Genomic DNA, 20,270 nt, shown 5'->3' on the forward strand with positions numbered 1-20,270 from the left:
CCCCAGCCGCGCCGCCCTTGCCCGAGGCTCTGCCTCAGTGCTTGCCCGCAACCTCGCGGGCCTTGTCCTTGATGCCGCCGGCGGCGTTCTGGACCTTGCCCTCGGCGCGGTCGGCCTTGCCTTCGGCTTCCATCTTCTTGTCGCCGACCAGGGAGCCGACATTCTCCTTCACGGCACCCTTGGCCTGCTTCATGGCGCCTTCGATGCGATCCTTGTCCATGTGAGGGTCTCCTCTGTCGTGTTGGCCTGCCCTCAAGAACGTGGCGGCCCATGGACTGGTTGCAGCGCCCTCCCGTCACCAGATCCCGGACCATGTGCGGACGCTATTTCCTGGAAGCCGACCCGGCGAGGCTGGCGAAGCAGTTCAACACGAAGAACCCGCTTCCCAACCACCCGGCGAACCACAATGTCGCCCCGACACAGGAAAGCCTGGTCGTGCGCTTCAACCCCGCCACGGGGGAGCGCAGCCTCGACCCGCTGCGCTGGGGGCTGGTGCCGCGCTGGGCGAAGGATGCCAGCGGCGCCGCGAAGCTGATGAATGCCCGGTCGGAGGGGGTGGCGGAGAAGCCCTCCTTCCGCGACGCCTTCGCGAAGCGGCGCTGCCTCGTGCCGGCCGATGGCTTCTACGAATGGCGGGAGGAAGGGCCGGGGCCGAAGCAGCCCTATGCCATCGCCCTGCGTTCCGGCGAGACCATGGCCCTGGCCGGGCTCTGGGAGGGCTGGAAGCAGCCGGACGGCACCTGGCTCCGCACCTATACGATCGTGACCACGGAGGCGGCGGGCAGGATCACCGCCCTGCACCACCGCACCCCCGTCATCCTGCCGCCGGAGCACTGGGGCGCCTGGCTGGGGGAGCGGGAGGCCGGAGCGGAGGAGCTTTCCGGCCTGATGCGTGCGCTGGATGCGGAGAAACTGCGCGTCTGGCCGGTCAGCAAGCGGGTGAACAAGTTCAGCGAGAACGGCCCCTCGCTGCTGGCCCCCGTGACCGACGCGCAGCCACCGGAAGGGCTGAACGAACCACCCTGATGCCGGGACGGGCCATGCGATCAGGAGCCGCGATAGGTGCTGTAGCTCCAGGGCGAGCAGAGCAGCGGCACGTGGTAGTGCCCGCCTTCCGTCGACAGGCCCACGCGGATCGCCACCCAGTCGAGATAGCCGGGGTCATGGCCCTGGTCGGCGAAGTAGTCGCCCACGCCGAAGCGCAGCTCGTAGCGGCCGGGCAGGAAATCCGCCGGCGACAGCAGCGGCGCGTCGGTTCGGCCATCGGCATTGGTGACCGTCTCGACCAGCAGCGCCGGCGCGGGCGCGTCCACGCGCCAGAGCTGCACCGCCATGCCGGCGGCCGGCCGGCCGGCCGAGGTGTCGAGGACATGGGTCGTCAGGGCGGAAGGCTTCACTCCGCGGCCTCCAGTTCCTGCGGGATCTCGCTCACCAGCTCCGCCATGTCGAAGGCGAGGAGCGCCTCCATGTGCGCCTCGGCATCGTCCAGCCAGAGGCCGCGGCAGATCCCGTCCACCAGCCGGGCGACGCCATACTTCATGCCGCTGATCGAGGCGCCGGACAGACCCATCGACGGGGTGGCGCCATAGCCCATGAAGTGGATGTGCCGCAGGAAGGGTGCCTCGCCCGGCATCCTCTCGCGGAAGGCGAAGCCCGGGGCGAGATAGGGGCAAGCGGCGAGGTTGGGGAATTCCTGTCCTGGCGGCGGCGTATAGGCATCCCGCCACAACAGGATATGCGGTGCGATGGCCGCCAGTTCCGGCCGCAGCGCGAGGTTGAAGGCCGTGCCGGTGCCGACGATCACATGGTCGGCGCGGTGCTCGCCGCGCGGCGTCTCCAGCACCACCTCCCCGCCCTCCATGCGCGCGCCCTGCACGGGGCTGCCCATATGCAGCGTGAAGCGCGGGTCCTGCGCCACGCGTTCCCAGCTTTCCTGGGGCGGCGGCTGGTTGAGGTCGAAGATGTGCCGCATCATCCGCCACTTCAGCGGGTCCGGCATGGCGTGGAACTGGCCGAGGAAGCCCGCCTGCTCCATCCAGCGGAAGGGGTTGACGCGCGGCATCCGGCGCCGGCGCACCAGCATCGTGCCCTGCGCCGCCCCGGCCTCCAGCGCCGTGGCGAGGTTGTCGAAGGCACTCGCCCCCGCCCCCACCACCAGGATGCGCTGGCCCTTCAGCGCCGCGAAATCCACCGGGCCGGAGGTGTGCGAGACGCGTTCCCCTGGCAGCCCGTCGAAGGGCGCCGGGATCGACCAGGCGCCGGTGCCGTCCATGCCGGTGGCCAGCACCATCTTGCGCGCCTTGACCACGCGCTCCCCCTCCGGCGTGCGGAAGCGCAGCAGCAGCAGGTCGGACTCCGGATCGTGGCCGATGGAGAGCAGCTCGTGCCCGTGCCGGACCGGCAGGGCCAGCACCTGCGCGTACCAGTCCAGGTAGCGCTGCCAGTCCACGCGCCCGATCTTGTGCAGATCCTCCCAGGCCTGCGCCCCGTCGCGTGCCTCGAAGAAGGCGCGCGGCGTCAGCGCCGCCACGCCCAGGTCGGGGCCGCTGACATGCTTGGGGGTGCGCAGCGTGCGCATGCGCGCGAAGACCGTCCAGCACCCCGTGGCGCCCGGCTCGGCCCGGTCGAAGATCGCGACATTCCCGACCTTCTCCCGCCGCAGCCCGAAGGCGGTGGCGAGGCCCGTCTGCCCGGCGCCGATGATGGCCACGTCGAGCGCGCCGTCCGTGCGTTCGGGAACCCAGGGGCGCTTCGGATAATCGAGAAGCTCTAGTTGCCGGCGGACCTCGGCCTCGAGCGCGCTCAGGGTATCGGCCATGACGGACATCGCATCTCCTTGCGGCGCAGCATGACGAGCGGGAGGGCGCGCAGCAAGGGCCAAGCGTCACGATGCCGCATCATCGCCGCCGGGCTGGGCCTCATCCGTATTGCGGGGCGCGCTCCAGGCGTTCCAGCACCCTGGCGGCGGTCAGCGGCCCGTCGAAATAATAGCCCTGCCCCTCCGTGTAGCCCGCCTGGAGGGCAAGCCTCACCAGTTCCTCGCTCTCCAGGCCCTCCACCGTCGTTGCCATGCCCAGGCGGCGCGCCAGGTCGGCCATGGTGCGCACGATGGCCAGGCAGTCCGGCCGTGTGGCCATGGCATGCACGAAGGAACGGTCGATCTTGATCTTCTCGAAGCGGAAGCGGCGCAGGTAGTCGAAGGAGGAATAGGCGATCCCGAAATCGTCGAGGGCGATGCCGATCCCCAGCTCGCGCAGCTCCGCCAGCGCGGCCAGCACGCCCGCATCGTCCTGCAGCAGCAGGGATTCCGTGATCTCCAGTTCCAGCCGCCGCGCCGGGAGGCCGGAGGCCGCCAGGGCCCGCGCCACGGCGATCAACAGCCCGCCATCGGCGAACTGCCGCGGCGACAGGTTCACCGCCAGCCGGATCTCCTCCGGCCATCGCGCCGCATCGGTGCAGGCCTGCCGCAGCACCCAATCGCCGATGGGCACGATCAGCCCGCTCTGCTCGGCCACGGGGATGAAGCTCTGCGGCCCGATCAGCCCCAGCCGGGGATGCCGCCAGCGCAGCAGCGCCTCCAGCCCGGTGATCCGCCCATCCACCAGATGCACCTGCGGCTGGTAATGCACCTCGAACTGCCCTTCGCGCAGCGCCACCGCGAGGTCGGATTGCAGCCGCTGCCGCTCCTCGGCCGCTTCCAGCAGCCGTTCCTCGAAGAAGCGGCAGGTGTTCCGCCCCTCCCCCTTGGCCTCGTAGAGCGCGAGGTCGGCATGGCGCATCAGCGTGACCGCGTCGCCCTGCCCGGGTGCGAGGTCGGCGATGCCGATGCTCACCCCGGGCATGATGAGGCGCCCCTCCATCTCCAGCGGCCGGTTGACGACCCGGCCCAGACGCATGGCCAGATCCGACAGCGCCTCCCGCTTCAGCCCTGGCGGCGGCAGGACGGCGAATTCGTCGCCGCCGAGGCGCGCCACCATGTATTCCCCCGGGTCTTTCCCTGGCCCACCCTTCGGCACGCTGCCGCGCAGCCGCCGGGCGATCTCCCGCAGCATCCCGTCGCCCGCGACATGGCCCAGCGTGTCGTTGACATCCTTGAAGCAGTCGAGGTCCAGCAGCAGCATCGGCACCCGGCGCCGCGCGCCGCGGCCGGAGCCCCTGCGGGCCGGCGCCGCCAACAGCTCCGCCAGCCGGTCCAGCAGCGCGCGCCGGTTCGGCAGGCCGGTCAGCGGGTCCTCCAGCGCGATGCGCCGGATCTGGCGGTTCTGCTGGACCAGCAGCAGCGACAGCCCCGCCCCCGCGGCGATCATGGCCAGCAGCACCGCGATGAAGGCGACGTAGAGGCCGCGCAGCTCGCCCTGGTCCTCGCCAACGAGGTTGCTGCCCTCCATATGCGTGGAGGCGGCGAGGCGGACCATCGGCACGTTCAGCTCGCCCAGCAGGAGGAGCATCTCCCGGCTGTTCTCGTCCGAGGCCGGCTGGTCGAGCAGGGCCTGCACCCGGCCGATCGTCTCTTCCAGCCGGTCCAGCAGCCCGGCATTCTCCGGGTTGCGGCGGATCAGCATCCGCACCTCGCCCTCCCGCAGCACGGAGAGCCTGTTGCGCAGGACATCGAGGCGCAACTGCACATCCGCGCGCTCCACCGGCATGTTCGGCAGGGCGTAAGCCGCGACGTCGGTCTGCAGCCGCATGAACTCGACCGCGCCGAGCGTGGTCTCGAACATGCTGTTGTAGCGGGTGAGCGCCTCGAAGAGGTTCTGCTGGCGGATGGTGAGCACCGCGATGCAGGCCGCCGCCGCGGCCAGCCCGGCCATCAGCACGATCAGCGACACGCGCAGCCAGCGCTGGATGCCGCCTTCGGCCCCCGGCAGGTGCCTGCGTCGTCCCACGGGTATCACCTGCTCCGTCACAACGAGGATGGTAGCCGGCGGGGCCGGGTCCGGTCGTATCCCCTCCCGTGATGCTTTCCGTCAAGGAAAGACACAGGAACGGACGGATGCTTTTTGGAAAGAAGGAGCCGGATGCGTGGCCGCTCCACCGAGAATGCCCGGCGTCCCACGCGAATGCCCTCCGGCCGGGCAGCCAGCAGGACCGGCTCGCGCGCCCCAACCCCGATCCCCGCCCTTGATCCCGCCCTTGATCCCGCCCTTGATCCCATTGGCGGCCACACCCAAAACGGCGGAACAACAGCCCAAGTGGGAACAGGCGAGACGATGACCGACACGGCGCCCCCCAACCTGATCGCGGCGGTGGACCAGAACCGGCACTGGGACCGGTTGATGCAGATGGCGAGGATCGGCGCCATTCCCGGCGACGGCGTGAACCGCCCCTGCCTCTCGCCGCTGGATCGCGAGGCGCGCCGCCTGCTGATCGGCTGGGCCAGGGAGCTGGGGCTGACCGTCTCGGTCGATCCGATCGGCAACCTCTTCCTGCGGCATGAGGGCACGGAGCCGGAGGCGGCGCCCGTGCTGACCGGCAGCCACATGGACAGCCAGCCCATGGGCGGCCGCTTCGACGGCATCTGGGGCGTGCTCGCGGGGCTGGAGGCGGTGCAGGCGATTCGCGAGAGTGGCGCCACCACGCGGCATCCGATCGAGATCGTGGCCTGGACCAACGAGGAAGGCGGCCGCTTCGCCCCTGGCTGCATGGGCTCCATGGCCTGGTCGGGGCATTCCCCCGCCAATACATGGGACCATGTCGCCGATTCCGACGGAGTGACCTTCGCCCAGGCCCTGGCCGAGCAGTTGCGGGAGGAGGCCGGCCTGCCGCAGCGCCCGCTGGGCCCGGACCGGCAGCCGGTCGCCTATCTGGAGGCGCATATCGAGCAGGGCCCGCGGCTGGAGGCCGAGGGCTATGACATCGGCGTCGTCACCGGCATCCAGGGCAGCCGCTGGTTCCTGGTGGAGCTGCGCGGCGAATCCGCCCATGCCGGCACGGCGCCGCTCGCCCTGCGCAAGGACGCGGTGCAGGACATGGTGCGCGCCATCAATGCGCTGAACGCGCTGATGACCGATCCCGAGGACATCCTGCGCTTCACCGTCGCCCGCATCGAGGTCACGCCCAACACCTCGAACTCGGTGGCGGAACTGGTGCGCTTCACCATCGACTTCCGGCATCCCGACAAGGAGGTGCTGCTGATGAACGGCGACGCGATCGACGACACGATCCGCTCCGCCGTGAAGAACTGCGCGGTCACGGTCACCGAACGCTTCCATGCCCTGCCGGTGGATTTCGATGCCGGCGTGCTGGACACGGTGGAGGCCGCCGCCCAGGCCCAGGGGCTGCGCGCGCTCCGCATGCCCTCCGGCGCCTTCCACGACGCGCAGTTCATGGTGCCGGTCTGCCCCACGGGCATGATCTTCGTGCCCAGCCACAAGGGCATCAGCCACAACCCGGCGGAATATTCCTCGCCGGAACAGCTCGCCGCCGGCGTCCGCACCCTGGCCGCCTCGCTGCTCTCCCTCGCCAGGGGCTGAAACGCCGCAATGCCGCCACGCCGGGGCTCCCGGGGCGGCGGCTCAGACGCTGGCGAGCAACCCGGCCAGGAGCTTCGCCCGCGGCACCAGGCTGTCCACGCTCAGATGCTCGCCCAGTGTATGGTGCCCGGCGCTGATCACCCCCAGCCCGTCCAGCGTCGGGATGCCCAGGGCTCCGGTGAAATTGCCGTCCGAGCCGCCGCCGGCGCTGCCATGGCCGATCTCGCCGCCCAGGCGCTGCCCGATGGCATGGGCCTTCGCATAGAGGCCCAGATCCGCCTCGGACGGCTCCCAGACCGGGCGGGTGACGCCGCGCCGCACCTCCAGCGCCACGTCCGGGGTGGAGGCGCGCAGGCCCAGCATCCGCTCCACCGCCGCGTCGAGATCCTGCTGCCGCCTGGCCATGGTCAGCGCCTCGGCATCGCAATGCGTGGCGACGCAGTTCACCCATTGCCCGCCCCGCACCACGCCGACCGAGAAGGTGCAGGCCTCGGTGGTCATGGCCTCGATGGCCAGCACCTGCCGGCACATCTCGCGGATCGCGCTCCGCCCCTCGCCCAGCGAGGCGCCGGCATGGCTGGGCCGGCCGGTGGTCCGCAGGTTGAAGCGCGCGATGGCATAGCGGCCGGTCACCACATCGCCCAGGACGGGGCTATGCCCTGGCCGCCCCGGCTCCGGCACCAGCACCATGGCATGGCGCCTCGCCTCCGCCTCGATCAGGTCGCGGGTGGAGGGGCTGCCGATCTCCTCGTCCGGCGTCAGCAGCACCGTCACCGGGCGGGAGGTGGGGATGCCGGCCCGGATCATCTGCCGGATCGCCTCCAGCGCCAGGAAGGTGCCGCCCTTCATGTCGCCGATCCCCGGCCCGTAGCAGCGCCCGCCATCGCGGCGGAAGGGCAGCGCCGCCAGCGTGCCCACCGGATGCACCGTGTCGAGATGCGCCAGCACCAGGATGCCCGGCTTCTCCCCATCCGGATGCGGGAAGCGCGCCCGCACGCAGCCGCCCAGCATCGCGCCGGCCGGCCCCGGACGGCCGGGGATGCGCTCAATCCGCGCCCCGGCCAGGGCGAGGTCGCGGGCGGCGAGGTCCATCATCCGGTTGACGGCCCCGGCGTCGAAGGTCGGGCTCTCGCACTCCACCCAGGGCCGCAGCCCCTCCAGGATGGCATCGGCCTCGAAAGGCAGGGCAAGGGCGGCGGCGAGGGGGTCGGAGAGCGAGTCCATGCCCCGCATGCTTTCCCACCCGCATCGCCCGGACAAGGCCATCTCCCCGCCGCAGAATGGCCCCGATTGCTGCGCCGCACGGCTGGGATCTCGCGCGATGCGGCGCGGCAGGCTAGCCTTCCCCGTAATGAACGATACATCGCGACCCTTCCTCCGAAGGATCATGCCCCAGCTCGGCCCCATGGGCTGGGAAGGCGCGGAGCTGTCCGCCAGCGAATACATGCTGCCCCTGGGGGCGGAACAGCGGGCCGAGATCGAGGCCGGGCCCGAGGCTCCGGGCCCCTGCATCGAGGCCCTGGCCGGGGCGATGCGCCCCCGGCTGGACCACGGCCAGGGCTTCATGCTGCTGCGCGGACTGCCGCAGGATTTGCCGGCCGCGGCGGTGCTCCGGGCACTGGGCCGGCATCTCGGCACCGCCCTGCCGGCGGAGGCCGACCCGAATTTCTGCGATGTCCTGCTGCTGCGCCCGGATGCGCCGGCCCGCGTCACGCTGCTGTCCGCAGCCTCCGTCCACAATGCCCTGCTGCTGCGGGACAAGCCGCTGCTGACCGGGCTCTACGCCGCCAGCCCTGCCCTCGGCGACGGCATCGCCTTCCAGGTCTCCGGCGGCGTCTTCGCGGGCTATCGCGGGTCTTCCGTGCCGGATGCGGCGGCGCCCGAGGCCCTGCGGGCGGCGCTGGAGGCACCGGGCCTGCCCCTGTCGATGCAGAGCGGCGACGTGCTGGTGCTGAACCCCTTCCTGGTCTGGCTGCGCGACAGGCCCGAGGCCGCCCACCTGGCCCTCCGGGCATCGCAGACACGGATGGACTTTCCCGAATGGGCACCGCCGATGCAGAGCCTGGCCGCCGCGAGCTGATGCGTATCCTTCTGGCGAACGCCAACACCACGGAGGCGATCACCGATCTCTGTGCCGCCGCGGCGCGGGCCGCGGCCTCGCCGGGCACCGAGATCGTCCCCGCCACGCCGCACTTCGGCCCGGCGGTGATCTCCACCCGCGCCGAGAATGCCATCGCCTCCCATGCCGTGCTGGACCTCCTGGCCGGCCATGCCTCGGGTGAAGACCGGGTCGATGCGGTGGTGCTCGCCGTGTCCCACGACACGGCGCTGGAGGCGGCGCGGCAGCTCATGCCCTGCCCCGTGCTTGGCATGACCGAGGCCGCCTGCCTGACCGCCTGCATGCTCGGCGCCCGCTTCGGGCTGGTCACGCTGGGTGGTGTGGAGATGTACCGGGAGCTGATGGCCCGGCACGGCCTCGCCACCCGGTGCGCCGGGCTGGAGGGGGTGGATGCCACCCCGCCCCAGGCGCTGGAGGACCCTGAGGGCGTGGCCGCGAAGGTCGGCGCCGCGATCGCCCGCCTGGTGTCCCAGGGCGCCGATTCCGTGGTGCTCGGCGGCGCCGCGCTGGCGGGGATGGAAGGGCGGCTGCGGCGCGATGCCTCCGTGCCGCTGCTGGAGGGCATCGCCTGCGGCGTCCGGCTGGCGGAGATGCTGGTGCGCATGACTCCGGGCAAGCCGGCGGCGGGCGCCATGGCCGCCCCGCGCGGCCGGGGCAGCACCGGCCTTTCCCCCGCCCTGGCGGCGCTGCTGCAAGGCCCGCCCGCCTAGGATCTCCTCCCCGGCGATCCCGCTCGCGGGCAACCATGCTGCCGCCATGATCCGCCGCCATCCTCCGCCGCCATTCTCCGCCTGGGCAACCGGCCGGTCCGGGTGACGTTGCCGGAGTGGGACGAGGAGGGACAGATGCGGCTCGATGGCCCCGAAAGCGAGAATGTCGAGGACCGGCGCGGCCAGGGGGGCGGTGGTTTCGGCGGTGGCGGTCTCGGTGGCGGCGGCTTCCGCATTCCTGGCGGCCGTGTCGGCGGCGGCCTCGGCACTATCGCCATCCTGCTGATCGCCGCCTTCCTCGGCGTGGACCTCACTGGCATCGTCGGGGACGACACGGGCCAGCCCGTCCCGCAGGAACGCCGCTTCGACCCCGGCCAAGCGGGGAACGGCCAAGGGGGGAACGGCCAGCAGGCCGGGCGCGAGGATGCCGGCCGCCGCTTCGTGGCGCAGGTGCTGGGCGAGACCGAGCGCGTCTGGACCGAGCAGTTCGCGCAGATGGGCCGCACCTATCACGACCCCACCCTGGTCCTCTTTTCCGGCGTCACCCGTTCGGGCTGCGGCACGGCGCAGGCGGAAACCGGCCCCTTCTACTGCCCGAACGACCAGAAGGTTTATATCGACCTCGACTTCATGCACCAGTTGCAGAACCGCCTGGGCGCGCGCGGCGACTTCGCCGCCGCCTACATCATCGCGCACGAGGTCGGCCACCATGTGCAGAACGAGCTGGGCACGCTGGAACGCGCGCACCAGTTCCAGGCCCGCTATGGCGGCAACAGCCCGGAAGCCAACCAGATCCAGGTCCGGGTCGAATTGCAGGCCGACTGCTATGCGGGCGTCTGGGCCAACCTGGCGAACCGCGAGCGCCACATCCTGGAGGATGGCGACATCGAGCAGGGCCTGAACGCCGCCGCCGCCGTGGGCGACGACCGCCTGCAAAGGCAGATGCGCGGCACGGTCCAGCCCGAGACCTTCACCCATGGCTCCTCGGCGCAGCGCGTGCGCTGGTTCCGGCGCGGGCTGGAAAGCGGCAACATCCGGGCCTGCGACACCTTCGGCACGCAGCAGCTCTGACCGGGGCCGGAGCGGGCGGCCGCTCCAGTCCTGGGAACACCCCCCGAACGCCCCTCCCGGCGCATCCGCCGTCCCGTTGCACAATCATTGCGATCCGCGGGATGCGGGCGCAGTCTTCGCTTCGGGGGAAAGCGGCGGAAGAAGCCGTGGCCCCGGGAGGAAGCACCATGAAGAGTTCCAAGAGAAGCGGGACCGCCTTTCTGTTCGCGGCCCTGATGACGGCCGCCATGCCCGTTCCGCAGGGAGCGGTCCGGGCCCAGCCCGCGCCGCCGGCCGGCGGGGACGCCCTGCAGAAACTGCAGGAATTCCGCGGCACGGGCGCCAGCCGTGACATGGAGACCGTGCCGCAGACCGGCCGCCGGGCTGATCAGATCCGCCGGAACCTGGAACGCATCCGCCTGCCGGAGGGCTTCCGCATCAGCCTCTATGCCCTGGTGCCGGATGCCCGGCACATGGCGGTGGGACCGTCCTCCGGCGTGGTCTTCGTCGGCACCCGCAAGAACCGGATCTGGGCCGTCACCGACCGCGACCGCGACCGCGTGGCGGACGAGGTGAAGGTCTTCGCGCCTTCGGTCAGCTTCGCCGTCCCGAACGGCCTCTGCTTCAGCCCCGACGGCATCCTCTACACGGTGGAGCAGAACCGCGTCCTGGCCTTCCCGGCGGCGGAGTTCTTCTACGAGGGGCCGGATGTCGCGGCGGCAACGGTGGTGCCGCAGGGACAGCTCATTCCGGCCGCCGAGGAGAGCTTCAACCACTCCGCCCGGGTCTGCCGCATCGGGCCGGACAACAAGCTCTATATCGCCCTTGGCCAGCCCTTCAACGTCCCGCCCCCGGCCAAGCGGGCGCTCTATGACCAGTGGGGCATCGGCGGCATCATCCGCATGGACCGCGACGGCCAGAACCGCGAGGTCTTCGCGCGCGGCATCCGCAACTCCGTCGGCATCGCCTTCCGCCCCGGCACCAGCGAGCTCTGGTTCACCGACAACCAGGTGGACGGCATGGGCGACGACACCCCGCCCGGCGAGATCAACCGCGCCACGAAGGCGGGGCTGAACTTCGGCTTCCCCTGGTATGGCGGCGGCACGGTCCGCACCGCCGAATACGCCAAGGAAGCGGTGCCGCCGGATGTGGTTCCGCCGGTGGTGGAGATGGCGCCCCATGCGGCGGATCTGGGCATGACCTTCTACACCGGCCGCATGTTCCCGGAGAGCTATCGCGGCGCCATCTTCGACGCGCAGCACGGGTCCTGGAACCGCAGCCAGGCGGTCGGGGCGCGGGTGATGGTCACCTTCCTGAACGCCGATGGCAGCGTGAAGGAAAGCAAGCCCTTCGCGGAGGGCTGGCTGGACGAGGAGACCAACGAGTATTCCGGCCGCCCGGTGGATGTGGCGCAACTGGCCGACGGCTCTCTGCTGGTCTCGGACGATGCGGCGGGCGCGATCTACCGCATCTCCTACGGGGACCGGAATTGAGCGGAGGCACCAGAACCAAGCGCCTCCGCCTGCTGGCCGGCCTGCTGTCCCTCGGCGTCGCGGCGCCGGGGGCCTGGGCTCCGGCGGCATGGGCCGCGGAGGGCGATGCGCGGGCCGGGCGCCGGCTCGCCGGCGGGCAATGCGCCGGCTGCCACGGCAATGACGGGATGGCGGTGGTGCCGGGCGCGCCCAACCTCGCCGGGCAGGTCGCGGATTATGTCAGCACCCAGTTGGCCGCCTTCCGCTCCGGCGCCCGGCAGCAGGAGCAGATGAACCTGGCGGCACGGGAACTGACCGACGCGCAGATCGCCGATCTCGCCGCCTGGTACGCCTCGATCCGCGTCGAGCCGCAGATCCCGGGGCGCTGACGCCCCGGCCTCAGGAAGTCTGTGCCTGCGGTGTCCGCCTGTCCTGGCCCAGCCGTTCCGGACGGGCCGGCGCGGCGGCGGCCATCTCCTTCCGGTCCCGCAGATGGCGGCGCAACAGCAGCAGCAGCGCGGCCGTGGCGCAGAACACGCCCAGCATCGGCAGTTTCGCGATGTCGAAGAGAAAGCGGGTGTAGCTGAGCACGGCCGCGGCCTGCAGGCACAACGCGGCCGGCCAGAGGCCCGGTCGGATCAGGGCGAGGACATAGGTGAGGACGCCTGCCGCGATGAAGTAGCGCTCATGCATCCGGGGCGCGAAATAGGGCACCAGCAGGGCCGCCAGGGCCAGCATGGTCACGAGCTGCGCCGGCCCCGGCCGGCCGCGGCAGGCCAGGAAGGACAGGAGCAGCAGGCCGCAGGCCAGCAGCGTGAAGACCACGCCCGCCAGGATCATGCTGTCATGCTGCGGCAGGACGCCCTGCAGCCAGGCGAAGGCGTCCGGCGCCAGGCGGGACAGCAGGGGCGGCTCGCGGAAATCCGCCGGATAGGCGACGAGCTGCTGGACGACCAGCCAGGGATTGGGTGCCGCCATCGACAGCAGCGGATGCACGCCATACTGGCTGGCATAGAAGGTGAAGAGCTCCCGCAAGGGACGCCCCGCCAGCACCGCCGGCAGCATCATCGCCGCATAGGTCAGTGGCACCAGCAGGGCATCACGCAGGGCCTGCATGGCGCGCCCCGGCACCGGCAGATCGCGCAGCAGCAGATAGGCGAGGAAGGGTGCGACCACCACGGCCTGCGGCTTGAAGGCCAGGGCGATGCCGAACATCACCATGGCCCAGCCGCGCCTTCCCCGGAGCAGGCTGTGCAGGAAGGCCAGCAGGAAGGAGACGTAGATCACGTCCGACTGGCCCCAGACGATGCTGTTGAGGCTGAGCTCCGGCAGCGTGGCGAAGACCACCGCCGCCAGCAGCGAGAACTCCCGCGACCGTCCCACCGCGCGGCAGATGCCATGGACCTGCACCGCCCCGAACAACGTCCAGAGCAGGGAGCAGAGCTTCACCGCCACGACCGGGCTGAGCCAGCCATCGGTCAGGGTGCAGAGGACGAGGAGGTAGATATAAGGCGGGGTGTAGTCGGAGAAGGCGCCATGCAGGGCCGCCAGACGGCCCTCGGCCAGGATCGTCTGGTACCAGGGCAGCAGGAACACCTCGAAATCGCTGTTGGAGCGGGTGATCCAGAACCCGGCCATCGCCAGGGCCGCCAGGGAAAGAACCAGGGCCAGGCCACGCATCACCGCGAGGGCATGCGCCGATTCGGGCGCCACTGTCTCGCCTTGCTGGAATGGTGCCATGCGCCTTGCTTTTTCTCTCGAACGGCAAGGCAATAGCAAAAGAAAATCGTCCTTCCACGAAAAAGATTAGCACAGCACAAAAATTTCAGATTTTTAAGACATCACGCCCGCATGGCAGAGCTGTCCTGAAGCGTGGCACCGTTACATGCGGGCACGGCCGGCGATCAGGGCCGCATCGCCCCGGCATGCCGGAATCCGACAGGCCAAGACGGGGCAGCCAGAGCCCGGGCGCCCGGATGGGTTGACGCCTTCCTCCTCCTGGCAGCAGCCTTGACGAAGCGGCATCGGATACGCAACCAAAAGTTGCAATTCTTCCGGCAGCACCGGGATGCGGCTCGCCCATCGCCCGAAGGGACATCGGCATGCGGATTCGGTTCGACGGCGTCACCGTGGCGGTGACGGGCGGGGGCCACGGCTTCGGGCGCAATATCGCCCGCGATTTCGACAGGCTGGGCGCGCGTGTCTTCACCTGCGACCTGTCCGCCGCGGAGCTGTCGGAAACCGCCGCCGGCACCGCCATCGTGACCGATACCTTCGACCTCACCGCCCCTGGGGCCGCGCGCGGCTGGATCGCCCGTGTCGAGGAAGCCAGTGGCGGGCCGGTCGGCGTCCTGGTCTGCAATGCCGGCGGCGTGCGCGGGCAGGTGATGCATCCGCTGGAGGATGTGCCGGAGGCGGACTGGCACGCGCTGTTCGACATAAACCTGCACGCCGCCTTCAACCTTTGCGCGGCCGTGGCGCCCGGCATGAAGCGCGCCGGCACCGGGCGGATCGTCACCATCAGCAGCAGCGCCGGGCTCCGCGCCTCGCTCACCGGCATCCAGGCCTATTGCGCGGCCAAGCATGGTCTGGTCGGGCTGACCCGGCAGCTCTGCCATGAACTCGGCCCGCATGGCATCACCGTGAACTCCGTGGCGCCCGGCTTCGCCCCCACCAACCCCGCCAGCATCGCGCAGTTCGAAAGCTATGGCCCCGAGGGCCAGAAGGCCCTGCTGGACGGCATCGCCCTGCGCCGCCTCGGCACGGCGCAGGACATCGCCAACGCGGTGCTGTTCTTCGCCAGCCCCCTCGCCTCCTGGGTCAGCGGCGAGGTGCTGAGCGTGAACGGCGGGCGCTGAACCCGCGCCGCGATGGCGCGACCGTGACCGTCCCCACCCCTGGTCCAACCCCTGCCCGCGCGGCAGTTTGGCGCGGTGCGACTCATGACCCCGAGGGAATCCTTCCCGTGACCCGTTCCATCATCCCGGCCGCCCTGCTGGCCCTTGCCGGCTTCCTCAGCCTGGGCGGACAGGCCGTCGCCCAGCCCGCCCCCGCGCCCACCCCGGCCCCGGCGGCGCCCGCGGCCCCCCCGCCCCGGAGGCCGGGCGGCACGAGACGAAGTTCGAGTATCTCGACCAGTCGCTGGAGGCCCTGCTGAAGGATGGCTTCGAGGTCCGCACCTCGATCGGGCCGATGCTCTTCCTGTCCAAGCCCGGGGCGCTCGGCGCCGCCCGCACGGCGGCCTGCACCATCGGCCTGACCAACAGCATGATGGCCCGGCCGACCGAGATGAAGCACGCGCCCTCGACCTGCTTCTCGCTGAACTAGGGCGGGAACCCGAAGCCGGGAGGGGTGAGGCCGGCTCGGCCGGGATTGGCGGAACGGCTCTTTTGTGCCAGTTTTGTTCTCATCCCTCCCGCCATCCTCGCCGATGGGCCGCCACAGCACATGAGCAACCGCGAAGCCCGCCGCCATCTGGCCCAGGACCCCGTCCTGGCGCCGGTGATCGCCCAGGTCGGCGCCTGCTGCCTGAAACCCGTCAGCGGGCGCGAGCCCTATGAGGCGCTGGTCCGGGCCATCGCGCACCAGCAGGTGCATGGCCGGGCCGCCGAGGCGATGCTGAACCGGCTGATCGCCCTGGTGCCCGGCCACCCCTTCCCGCCCCCGGCCAGCATCCTGGCCCTGCCCGAGGGCGCGCTGCGCTCCTGCGGCTTTTCGGGCGCCAAGCAGGCTGCGATCCTGGACATCGCCCACAAATCCGCCGCCGGCTGGGTGCCCACCCGCCGCGCCGCCAGCCGCATGACGGACGAGGCGCTGATCGAGCGCCTGGTGGCGCTGCGCGGCGTCGGCCGCTGGACGGTGGAGATGCTGCTGATCTTCACCCTGGGCCGGCGCGACGTGCTGCCGGTGGATGATTTCGGGGTTCGGGAGGGCTATCGCCTCGCCGCCGGGATGGAAAGCCAGCCCCGCCCGCGCGACCTCGCCACGATCGGCGAGGCCTGGGCCCCCTTCCGCTCGGCCGCCTCCTGGTATCTCTGGCGCGCGGCGGACCTGCACAAGGCCGGCCAGTTCCAGATGCCCCAGGCCATCTGAAGCCTGCGGACGGCTTCCGGTCCATGGCGTGACGCTTTCTTCATCCCGCCCCGCCCGCCATGGACGCGCCAGGAAGCCCCGTGCCAGAAGCGGGCATGCCTTTGCTGACCCGCCGGAACCTGCTGGCCACCGGTGCCACGCTCCTGGCCACCGGCGCTTCCGGCTCCGCCTATGCCATGGTGGTGGAGCCTGGCTTCCGCCTCATCGTCCAGGAATACCGGATCCCCATGGCCAACTGGGGAAACCGGCCGGAACTGCTGATCTGCGCCACCGCCGACCTGCACAGTGGCGATCCCTGGATGCCGCTCAGCCGCGTGGAGCGCATCGTGGATCTGGCCAACCGGCTGCAGCCCGACCTGCATGTGGTGCTGGGCGACCTGCCCGGCGCGCTGCGCGGGCGCTTCCGCCGTGCCTTCCCCGCCCCGCCGCCGGAGGAGACCGCTTGGCGCCTCGGCCGGCTGGAAGCGCCGATGGGCGTCTTCGCGGTGACGGGCAACCACGACTGGTGGGACGACCGGGAGGCCGTGCTGAACCGGCAAGGCCCGCCCCGGTCCGCCCGCGCCATGGCCGAGGCGGGGCTGCGCCTCCTGTCCAACGAGGCGACACGCCTGCCGCTCGGCCCGCCCGGGCGTGACGGTGGCGTCTGGCTGAGCGGCATCGACAGCCAGCAGGCCTTCTGGCCGCTGATGCACTGGGAGGGGGCGGACGACCTGCCCACCGCCCTGGCGCCCCTGGCGCTGGACGATGCCCCGGCCATCCTGCTGGCGCATGAGCCCGACATCTTCCCGCGCGTCCCCGCCCGGGTCGGCCTGACCCTGTCCGGCCATACCCATGGCGGGCAGATCCGCATCCTGGGCTATTCCCCGATCGTGCCCTCACGCTATGGCCGCCGCTATGCCTATGGGCTGGTCGAGGAGGGGGGACGCCGGCTGGTCGTCTCCGGCGGGCTGGGCTGCAGCCGCTACCCGATCCGCTTCGGCGTGCCGCCCGAGCTCACCCTGGTCAGGCTCGGTCCTCCAGGAAAGGCGTGACCGCCTCCAGGAAGCCGGCCGGGTTCTCGGCATGCAGCCAGTGCCCGGCCTTCACCACGGTGAGGAAGCGCGCCTGTGGAAACAGCGCGCGGATGCCGTCCTCGTCCCGCGGGCGGATGTAGTCGCTGCTCTCCCCGCGCAGGATCAGCACCGGCCCGTCATAGCGCCCGCCCGCCGGCAGGTCCGGCCAGCCGACGATGCCGTCCATCGCCGCCGCGATCTCCTCCAGCCCGATCTTCCAGCGCGGCGGTTCGGCGGCAAGGTCCAGGTTCTGCAGCAGGAAGGCCCGCACCCCCGCTTCCGGCACCGCCTCCAGCAGCGCGGCATCGGCCTCCTTGCGCGTCAGCCCCGGCCGCAGCGGGATGGCCCGCATGGCCGCCGCATAGGCGCCGAAGGCCGGGCGGTAGGGGCGCGGCGCGATATCGGCCACCACCAGCCGCGCCACGGCGCCCGGATCGGTGAGCGCCAGCATCATCGCCACCTTGCCGCCCATGGAATGGCCCAGCACCGCCGCCGGCCGCGCCTCCGCCGCCCGCAGCGTGTCCGCCACATCCGCGGCCATGGCCGGATAGTCCATGCGGGCCTCGTGCGGGCTGTCGCCATGGTTGCGGAGGTCGAGCGCCAGGACGCGATGCCGCTCCGAGAGGTTGCGCTGCACGAGGCCGAAATTCCGTCCCTGGCCGAACAGCCCGTGCAGCAGGGCGACGGGCTCTCCCGCCCCGGATTCGAGCATCTTCAGGCGCATCGGCTCTCCCCATCCCGGCAATGGCGCTGGTTCGCAGGCCATGGCCCAGCCGTCAAACCCGGAGCGGCGCCAGGCGCGGAGGTCAGGCCGCCACCTCCAGCATGATCTTGCCGATATGGGCGCTGCTCTCCATCAGCGCATGCGCCTCGGCCGCCTTCTCCAGCGGGAAGCGCGCGTGGATGCGCGGCGCGCAGCGCCCGGCGGCGAGCAGCGGCCAGACCTGCCCTTCCAGCGCCTGGGCAATGGCCCCCTTCTCCGCCGCCGTGCGCGGGCGCAGGGTGGAGCCGGTGACGGTCAGCCGCCGGACCATGATCGGCCGCAAATCCACCTCGCTGGCCTTCGGCCCGTCCAGGAAGGCGATCATCACCAGGCGCCCGTCCTGCCCCAGGCAGCGCAGGTTGCGGGGGAAATAGGAGCCTCCGACCATGTCCAGGATCACGTCGATTCCTTTCCCGTCGGTCAGGCGCTTCACCTCCTCGACGAAATCCTGTTCGCGGTAGTTCCAGGCCGCCGCCGCGCCGAATCCGCGGCAGGCCGCGACCTTCTCCGCGCTGCCGGCGGTGGCCAGCATGCGCGCGCCGAAGGCCTCGCCGAGCTGGATCGCGGTGATGCCGATGCCGGAGGTGCCGCCATGCACCAGCGCCGTCTCGCCCGCCTTCAGCCGCCCCAGGCCGAAGAGGTTGTTCCAGACGGTGAAGAAGTTTTCCGGCAGCGCCGCCGCCTGCACCGCGTCATAGCCCTGCGGCCAGGGCAGGCACTGGGTCTCCGGCGCCGTCACGTATTCCGCATAGGCACCGCCATTGGTCAGGGCGCAGACCCGGTCCCCCACGCGCCAGCGGCCCACACCGGCGCCGCAGGCCACCACCTCGCCGGCCGCTTCCAGCCCCAGCACCGGGCTGGCACCGGGCGGCGGCGGATAGCTGCCCTGGCGCTGCGCCACATCAGGGCGGTTCACCCCGGCCACCAGCACGCGGATCAGCACCTCCTCCGGCCGCGGCTTCGGCAGCGGCCCCTGGGCCACCCGCATCACCTCGGGGCCACCCCCTCGCCATGCTCGATGAAGCGCATGCTGTCCGGCAATGCCATGGCGGCCTCCTCCTTGTACGGCCCCAGGGTCGGGACCGGGGGCCGGAGCGTCAAGAGCGGCCGGGGTTGCGCTGGCGGGACGCTTCCGCTTGCATGCCCGCCGGATTTTCCTCCAGCCGGGCCAGATTCCCCTTCCGATGCTTCCTGCCGCGCGCCGCCCTCTGCTGGCGGGCCTCGCCGCCCTCCTTTTGCCCGGCACCCAGGCCGCCCGGGGGCAGAGCCCGGGCGCGGGCAGTGGCGCGGGCGGCGCTCCGGCCGCGAGCGGCACGGGCCAGGCCACGCCGCCCGCCGCCACGGCGGGGGAATGGCGCCTGGGCGCCCTCTTCCCCTTCACCGGCCCCTTCGCGCTGATGGGCGACGAGGCCTATCGCGGGCTGGAACTGGCGGCGGACGAGCGAAACGAGTCCGGCGGCCTCGCCGGGCGCCAGATCCGGCTGCTGCGCGGCGATGCCTCGGACCAGACCCAGGCGGTGAGCGAGGCCCGCCGCCTGACCTCCGGGGAAGGCCGGGTCGCCTGCGTCTTCGGCACCGCCATCTCCGCCCTGGCCCTGGCCGCCTCCCAGCTCACCGAGGCACAGGGCACGCCCTATTTCGAGCTGTGCGCCATCGCCGACGCGCTGACCGGGCGCGGCGCCCGCTATGTCTTCCGCAGTTGCCCGCGCGCCACGGAGTTCGGCCACGTCTCGGTGGATGCCGTGGCCGACCGGCTCGCCCCTCTCTGGAAGGCCGACCCCAAGGCCCTGCGCATCGCCATCCTGGCGGAGGACGGCCCCTATGGGCAGAGCGTCGCCGCCGCCCAGGAGGACCGGCTGCGCGCGCGTGGCATCCCGCTGGCGGCCCGCCTGTCCTTTCCCTCCCGCACCACGGATCTCGGCACGCTGCTTGGCCAGCTCCGCACGGCGCGGGCCGAGGTGGTGCTGCACAGCGCCTATCCCGGCGATGTCGTGCCCTTCTTCCGCGCCATGCGGGAGGCACGCTGGCAGCCGCGCATGGTGATCGGCGCCGGCGGTGCCTACAGCCTCAGCGACACGGCCCGCAGCCTGGGGCATGAGATCGAGGGGGTGATGAATGTCGATGTCACTCCCTTCGCCACGAACGAGGCCGCCGCCCCCGGCGCCGGCCTCTTCGCCGAGGCCTATAAGCGCAAATACGGGGCCGAACCGCGTTCCGGCCACAGCCTCGCCAGCTATGCCGGGGCCACGATCTTCCTGGAAGCGCTGGGCCGCGCCGGCAGCGCCGAGAAGGAGCGCCTCCGCGCCGCCGTGCTCGCCACCGACCTGCCGGAGGGCAAGGCCGTCACCGGCTGGGGTGCCCGTTTCGACGAGAGCGGCCAGAACACCCGCGCCCGCCCGCTGCTGGCGCAATGGCAGGATGGAAGGCTGGTGACGGTGGCCCCGGCCTCGGCGGCAGCAGCCACGCTGCGGGGTAGCCTCGGCGCGGTGCGGACCGCGCCGCCCTGAATGGGTTTCGCGGGGGTGGCACCTTGTCCCGC

General features: G+C 71.5%; 19 protein-coding genes and 1 pseudogene. 12 read left to right on the forward strand and 8 right to left on the reverse strand.

The window, feature by feature from the left end; all coding sequences use genetic code 11:
• Positions 1–34: 34 nt before the first annotated feature.
• Positions 35–220, reverse strand: a complete 186-nt coding sequence (locus MVG78_RS17365) for a CsbD family protein (protein WP_247553911.1) — start codon at positions 218–220, stop codon at positions 35–37.
• Positions 221–312: 92 nt separating this feature from the next.
• Here MVG78_RS17365 and MVG78_RS17370 point away from each other — a divergent pair, with 92 nt between their 5' ends.
• Positions 313–1,026: an SOS response-associated peptidase gene (locus MVG78_RS17370; RefSeq protein WP_247553913.1), complete on the forward strand. Its 714-nt coding sequence runs from the start codon at positions 313–315 to the stop codon at positions 1,024–1,026.
• Between the two features lie 20 nt (positions 1,027–1,046).
• Here the strand turns inward: MVG78_RS17370 and uraH are convergent, their stop codons facing one another.
• From uraH to MVG78_RS17385, 3 genes are all read right to left on the reverse strand, one after another.
• Positions 1,047–1,397, reverse strand: a complete 351-nt coding sequence (gene uraH, locus MVG78_RS17375) for a hydroxyisourate hydrolase (protein WP_247553925.1) — start codon at positions 1,395–1,397, stop codon at positions 1,047–1,049.
• Positions 1,394–2,827: a SidA/IucD/PvdA family monooxygenase gene (locus MVG78_RS17380; RefSeq protein WP_247553927.1), complete on the reverse strand. Its 1,434-nt coding sequence runs from the start codon at positions 2,825–2,827 to the stop codon at positions 1,394–1,396. The genes uraH and MVG78_RS17380 overlap by 4 nt, the downstream gene beginning before the upstream one ends.
• Before the next feature lie 91 nt (positions 2,828–2,918).
• Positions 2,919–4,886, reverse strand: a complete 1,968-nt coding sequence (locus tag MVG78_RS17385; RefSeq protein ID WP_247553929.1) for a putative bifunctional diguanylate cyclase/phosphodiesterase — start codon at positions 4,884–4,886, stop codon at positions 2,919–2,921.
• A 324-nt stretch (positions 4,887–5,210) separates the two neighbouring features.
• Here MVG78_RS17385 and MVG78_RS17390 point away from each other — a divergent pair, with 324 nt between their 5' ends.
• The gene (locus tag MVG78_RS17390) at positions 5,211–6,473 is read left to right on the forward strand and encodes a M20 family metallo-hydrolase (RefSeq protein WP_247553931.1); all 1,263 of its coding nucleotides are present in this window, start codon (positions 5,211–5,213) and stop codon (positions 6,471–6,473) included.
• Between the two features lie 42 nt (positions 6,474–6,515).
• Here MVG78_RS17390 and MVG78_RS17395 read toward each other — a convergent pair whose 3' ends face one another.
• Positions 6,516–7,697 carry a M20/M25/M40 family metallo-hydrolase gene (locus tag MVG78_RS17395; RefSeq protein WP_247553932.1) on the reverse strand — a complete coding sequence of 394 codons (1,182 nt, stop codon included), beginning with the start codon at positions 7,695–7,697 and terminating at the stop codon, positions 6,516–6,518.
• A gap of 163 nt (positions 7,698–7,860) precedes the next feature.
• Between MVG78_RS17395 and MVG78_RS17400 the strand changes: the two genes are divergently transcribed.
• From MVG78_RS17400 to MVG78_RS17420, 5 genes are all read left to right on the forward strand, one after another.
• Positions 7,861–8,553 carry a hypothetical protein gene (locus MVG78_RS17400; protein ID WP_247553934.1) on the forward strand — a complete coding sequence of 231 codons (693 nt, stop codon included), beginning with the start codon at positions 7,861–7,863 and terminating at the stop codon, positions 8,551–8,553.
• The gene (locus MVG78_RS17405; RefSeq protein ID WP_247553936.1) at positions 8,553–9,302 is read left to right on the forward strand and encodes an aspartate/glutamate racemase family protein; all 750 of its coding nucleotides are present in this window, start codon (positions 8,553–8,555) and stop codon (positions 9,300–9,302) included. The genes MVG78_RS17400 and MVG78_RS17405 overlap by 1 nt, the downstream gene beginning before the upstream one ends.
• A 135-nt stretch (positions 9,303–9,437) precedes the next feature.
• Positions 9,438–10,373 carry a KPN_02809 family neutral zinc metallopeptidase gene (gene ypfJ / locus MVG78_RS17410; protein WP_247553938.1) on the forward strand — a complete coding sequence of 312 codons (936 nt, stop codon included), beginning with the start codon at positions 9,438–9,440 and terminating at the stop codon, positions 10,371–10,373.
• 167 nt (positions 10,374–10,540) lie between these two features.
• Positions 10,541–11,845 carry a PQQ-dependent sugar dehydrogenase gene (locus MVG78_RS21610; RefSeq protein ID WP_282615020.1) on the forward strand — a complete coding sequence of 435 codons (1,305 nt, stop codon included), beginning with the start codon at positions 10,541–10,543 and terminating at the stop codon, positions 11,843–11,845.
• Positions 11,842–12,213: a c-type cytochrome gene (locus MVG78_RS17420; protein ID WP_247553940.1), complete on the forward strand. Its 372-nt coding sequence runs from the start codon at positions 11,842–11,844 to the stop codon at positions 12,211–12,213. Before MVG78_RS21610 ends, MVG78_RS17420 begins: the two co-directional genes overlap by 4 nt.
• Positions 12,214–12,223: 10 nt before the next feature.
• On the opposite strand, the gene MVG78_RS17425 is transcribed toward MVG78_RS17420, so the two are convergent.
• The gene (locus MVG78_RS17425) at positions 12,224–13,564 is read right to left on the reverse strand and encodes a hypothetical protein (protein ID WP_247553942.1); all 1,341 of its coding nucleotides are present in this window, start codon (positions 13,562–13,564) and stop codon (positions 12,224–12,226) included.
• A gap of 362 nt (positions 13,565–13,926) precedes the next feature.
• Here MVG78_RS17425 and MVG78_RS17430 point away from each other — a divergent pair, with 362 nt between their 5' ends.
• From MVG78_RS17430 to MVG78_RS17440, 4 genes are all read left to right on the forward strand, one after another.
• Positions 13,927–14,682: an SDR family NAD(P)-dependent oxidoreductase gene (locus MVG78_RS17430; protein ID WP_247553944.1), complete on the forward strand. Its 756-nt coding sequence runs from the start codon at positions 13,927–13,929 to the stop codon at positions 14,680–14,682.
• A gap of 334 nt (positions 14,683–15,016) precedes the next feature.
• Positions 15,017–15,151 (forward strand): hypothetical protein, encoded by a 135-nt coding sequence (locus tag MVG78_RS21615; protein WP_282615021.1) that lies wholly within the window; start codon positions 15,017–15,019, stop codon positions 15,149–15,151.
• 120 nt (positions 15,152–15,271) lie between these two features.
• Complete coding sequence (locus MVG78_RS17435) at positions 15,272–15,916, forward strand: DNA-3-methyladenine glycosylase family protein (RefSeq protein WP_247553946.1); 645 nt, start codon at positions 15,272–15,274, stop codon at positions 15,914–15,916.
• Positions 15,917–16,011: 95 nt separating this feature from the next.
• Positions 16,012–16,947, forward strand: coding sequence for a metallophosphoesterase (locus MVG78_RS17440; RefSeq protein WP_247553948.1), 936 nt, complete (start codon positions 16,012–16,014; stop codon positions 16,945–16,947).
• Here MVG78_RS17440 and MVG78_RS17445 read toward each other — a convergent pair.
• A complete protein-coding gene (locus MVG78_RS17445) occupies positions 16,919–17,692 on the reverse strand; it encodes an alpha/beta fold hydrolase (protein ID WP_247553950.1) in 774 nt (257 codons plus the stop codon). The two genes, MVG78_RS17440 and MVG78_RS17445, sit on opposite strands and share 29 nt — an antisense overlap.
• Before the next feature lie 82 nt (positions 17,693–17,774).
• Positions 17,775–18,778, reverse strand: a pseudogene (locus tag MVG78_RS17450) (NAD(P)H-quinone oxidoreductase).
• Between the two features lie 137 nt (positions 18,779–18,915).
• On the opposite strand from MVG78_RS17450, the gene MVG78_RS17455 reads away from it, so the two are divergent.
• Positions 18,916–20,238, forward strand: coding sequence for an ABC transporter substrate-binding protein (locus tag MVG78_RS17455; protein WP_247553952.1), 1,323 nt, complete (start codon positions 18,916–18,918; stop codon positions 20,236–20,238).
• The last annotated feature ends 32 nt before the right edge of the window (positions 20,239–20,270 follow it).

The sequence above is a fragment of the Roseomonas gilardii subsp. gilardii genome, assembly GCF_023078375.1.
Classification (GTDB): domain Bacteria; phylum Pseudomonadota; class Alphaproteobacteria; order Acetobacterales; family Acetobacteraceae; genus Roseomonas; species Roseomonas gilardii.

Bases quoted from the DNA above. Each gene is read 5' to 3' on its own strand.
- MVG78_RS17365 (WP_247553911.1), bottom strand. From the start codon at position 220: ATGGACAAGGATCGCATCGAAGGCGCCATGAAGCAGGCCAAGGGTGCC.
- MVG78_RS17370 (WP_247553913.1), top strand. From the start codon at position 313: ATGTGCGGACGCTATTTCCTGGAAGCCGACCCGGCGAGGCTGGCGAAG.
- MVG78_RS17380 (WP_247553927.1), bottom strand. From the start codon at position 2,827: ATGTCCGTCATGGCCGATACCCTGAGCGCGCTCGAGGCCGAGGTCCGC.
- MVG78_RS17390 (WP_247553931.1), top strand. From the start codon at position 5,211: ATGACCGACACGGCGCCCCCCAACCTGATCGCGGCGGTGGACCAGAAC.
- MVG78_RS17395 (WP_247553932.1), bottom strand. From the start codon at position 7,697: ATGGACTCGCTCTCCGACCCCCTCGCCGCCGCCCTTGCCCTGCCTTTC.
- MVG78_RS17400 (WP_247553934.1), top strand. From the start codon at position 7,861: ATGCCCCAGCTCGGCCCCATGGGCTGGGAAGGCGCGGAGCTGTCCGCC.
- MVG78_RS17405 (WP_247553936.1), top strand. From the start codon at position 8,553: ATGCGTATCCTTCTGGCGAACGCCAACACCACGGAGGCGATCACCGAT.
- ypfJ (WP_247553938.1), top strand. From the start codon at position 9,438: ATGCGGCTCGATGGCCCCGAAAGCGAGAATGTCGAGGACCGGCGCGGC.
- MVG78_RS21610 (WP_282615020.1), top strand. From the start codon at position 10,541: ATGAAGAGTTCCAAGAGAAGCGGGACCGCCTTTCTGTTCGCGGCCCTG.
- MVG78_RS17425 (WP_247553942.1), bottom strand. From the start codon at position 13,564: ATGGCACCATTCCAGCAAGGCGAGACAGTGGCGCCCGAATCGGCGCAT.
- MVG78_RS17430 (WP_247553944.1), top strand. From the start codon at position 13,927: ATGCGGATTCGGTTCGACGGCGTCACCGTGGCGGTGACGGGCGGGGGC.
- MVG78_RS21615 (WP_282615021.1), top strand. From the start codon at position 15,017: ATGCTCTTCCTGTCCAAGCCCGGGGCGCTCGGCGCCGCCCGCACGGCG.
- MVG78_RS17435 (WP_247553946.1), top strand. From the start codon at position 15,272: ATGAGCAACCGCGAAGCCCGCCGCCATCTGGCCCAGGACCCCGTCCTG.
- MVG78_RS17440 (WP_247553948.1), top strand. From the start codon at position 16,012: ATGCCTTTGCTGACCCGCCGGAACCTGCTGGCCACCGGTGCCACGCTC.
- MVG78_RS17445 (WP_247553950.1), bottom strand. From the start codon at position 17,692: ATGCGCCTGAAGATGCTCGAATCCGGGGCGGGAGAGCCCGTCGCCCTG.
- MVG78_RS17455 (WP_247553952.1), top strand. From the start codon at position 18,916: ATGCTTCCTGCCGCGCGCCGCCCTCTGCTGGCGGGCCTCGCCGCCCTC.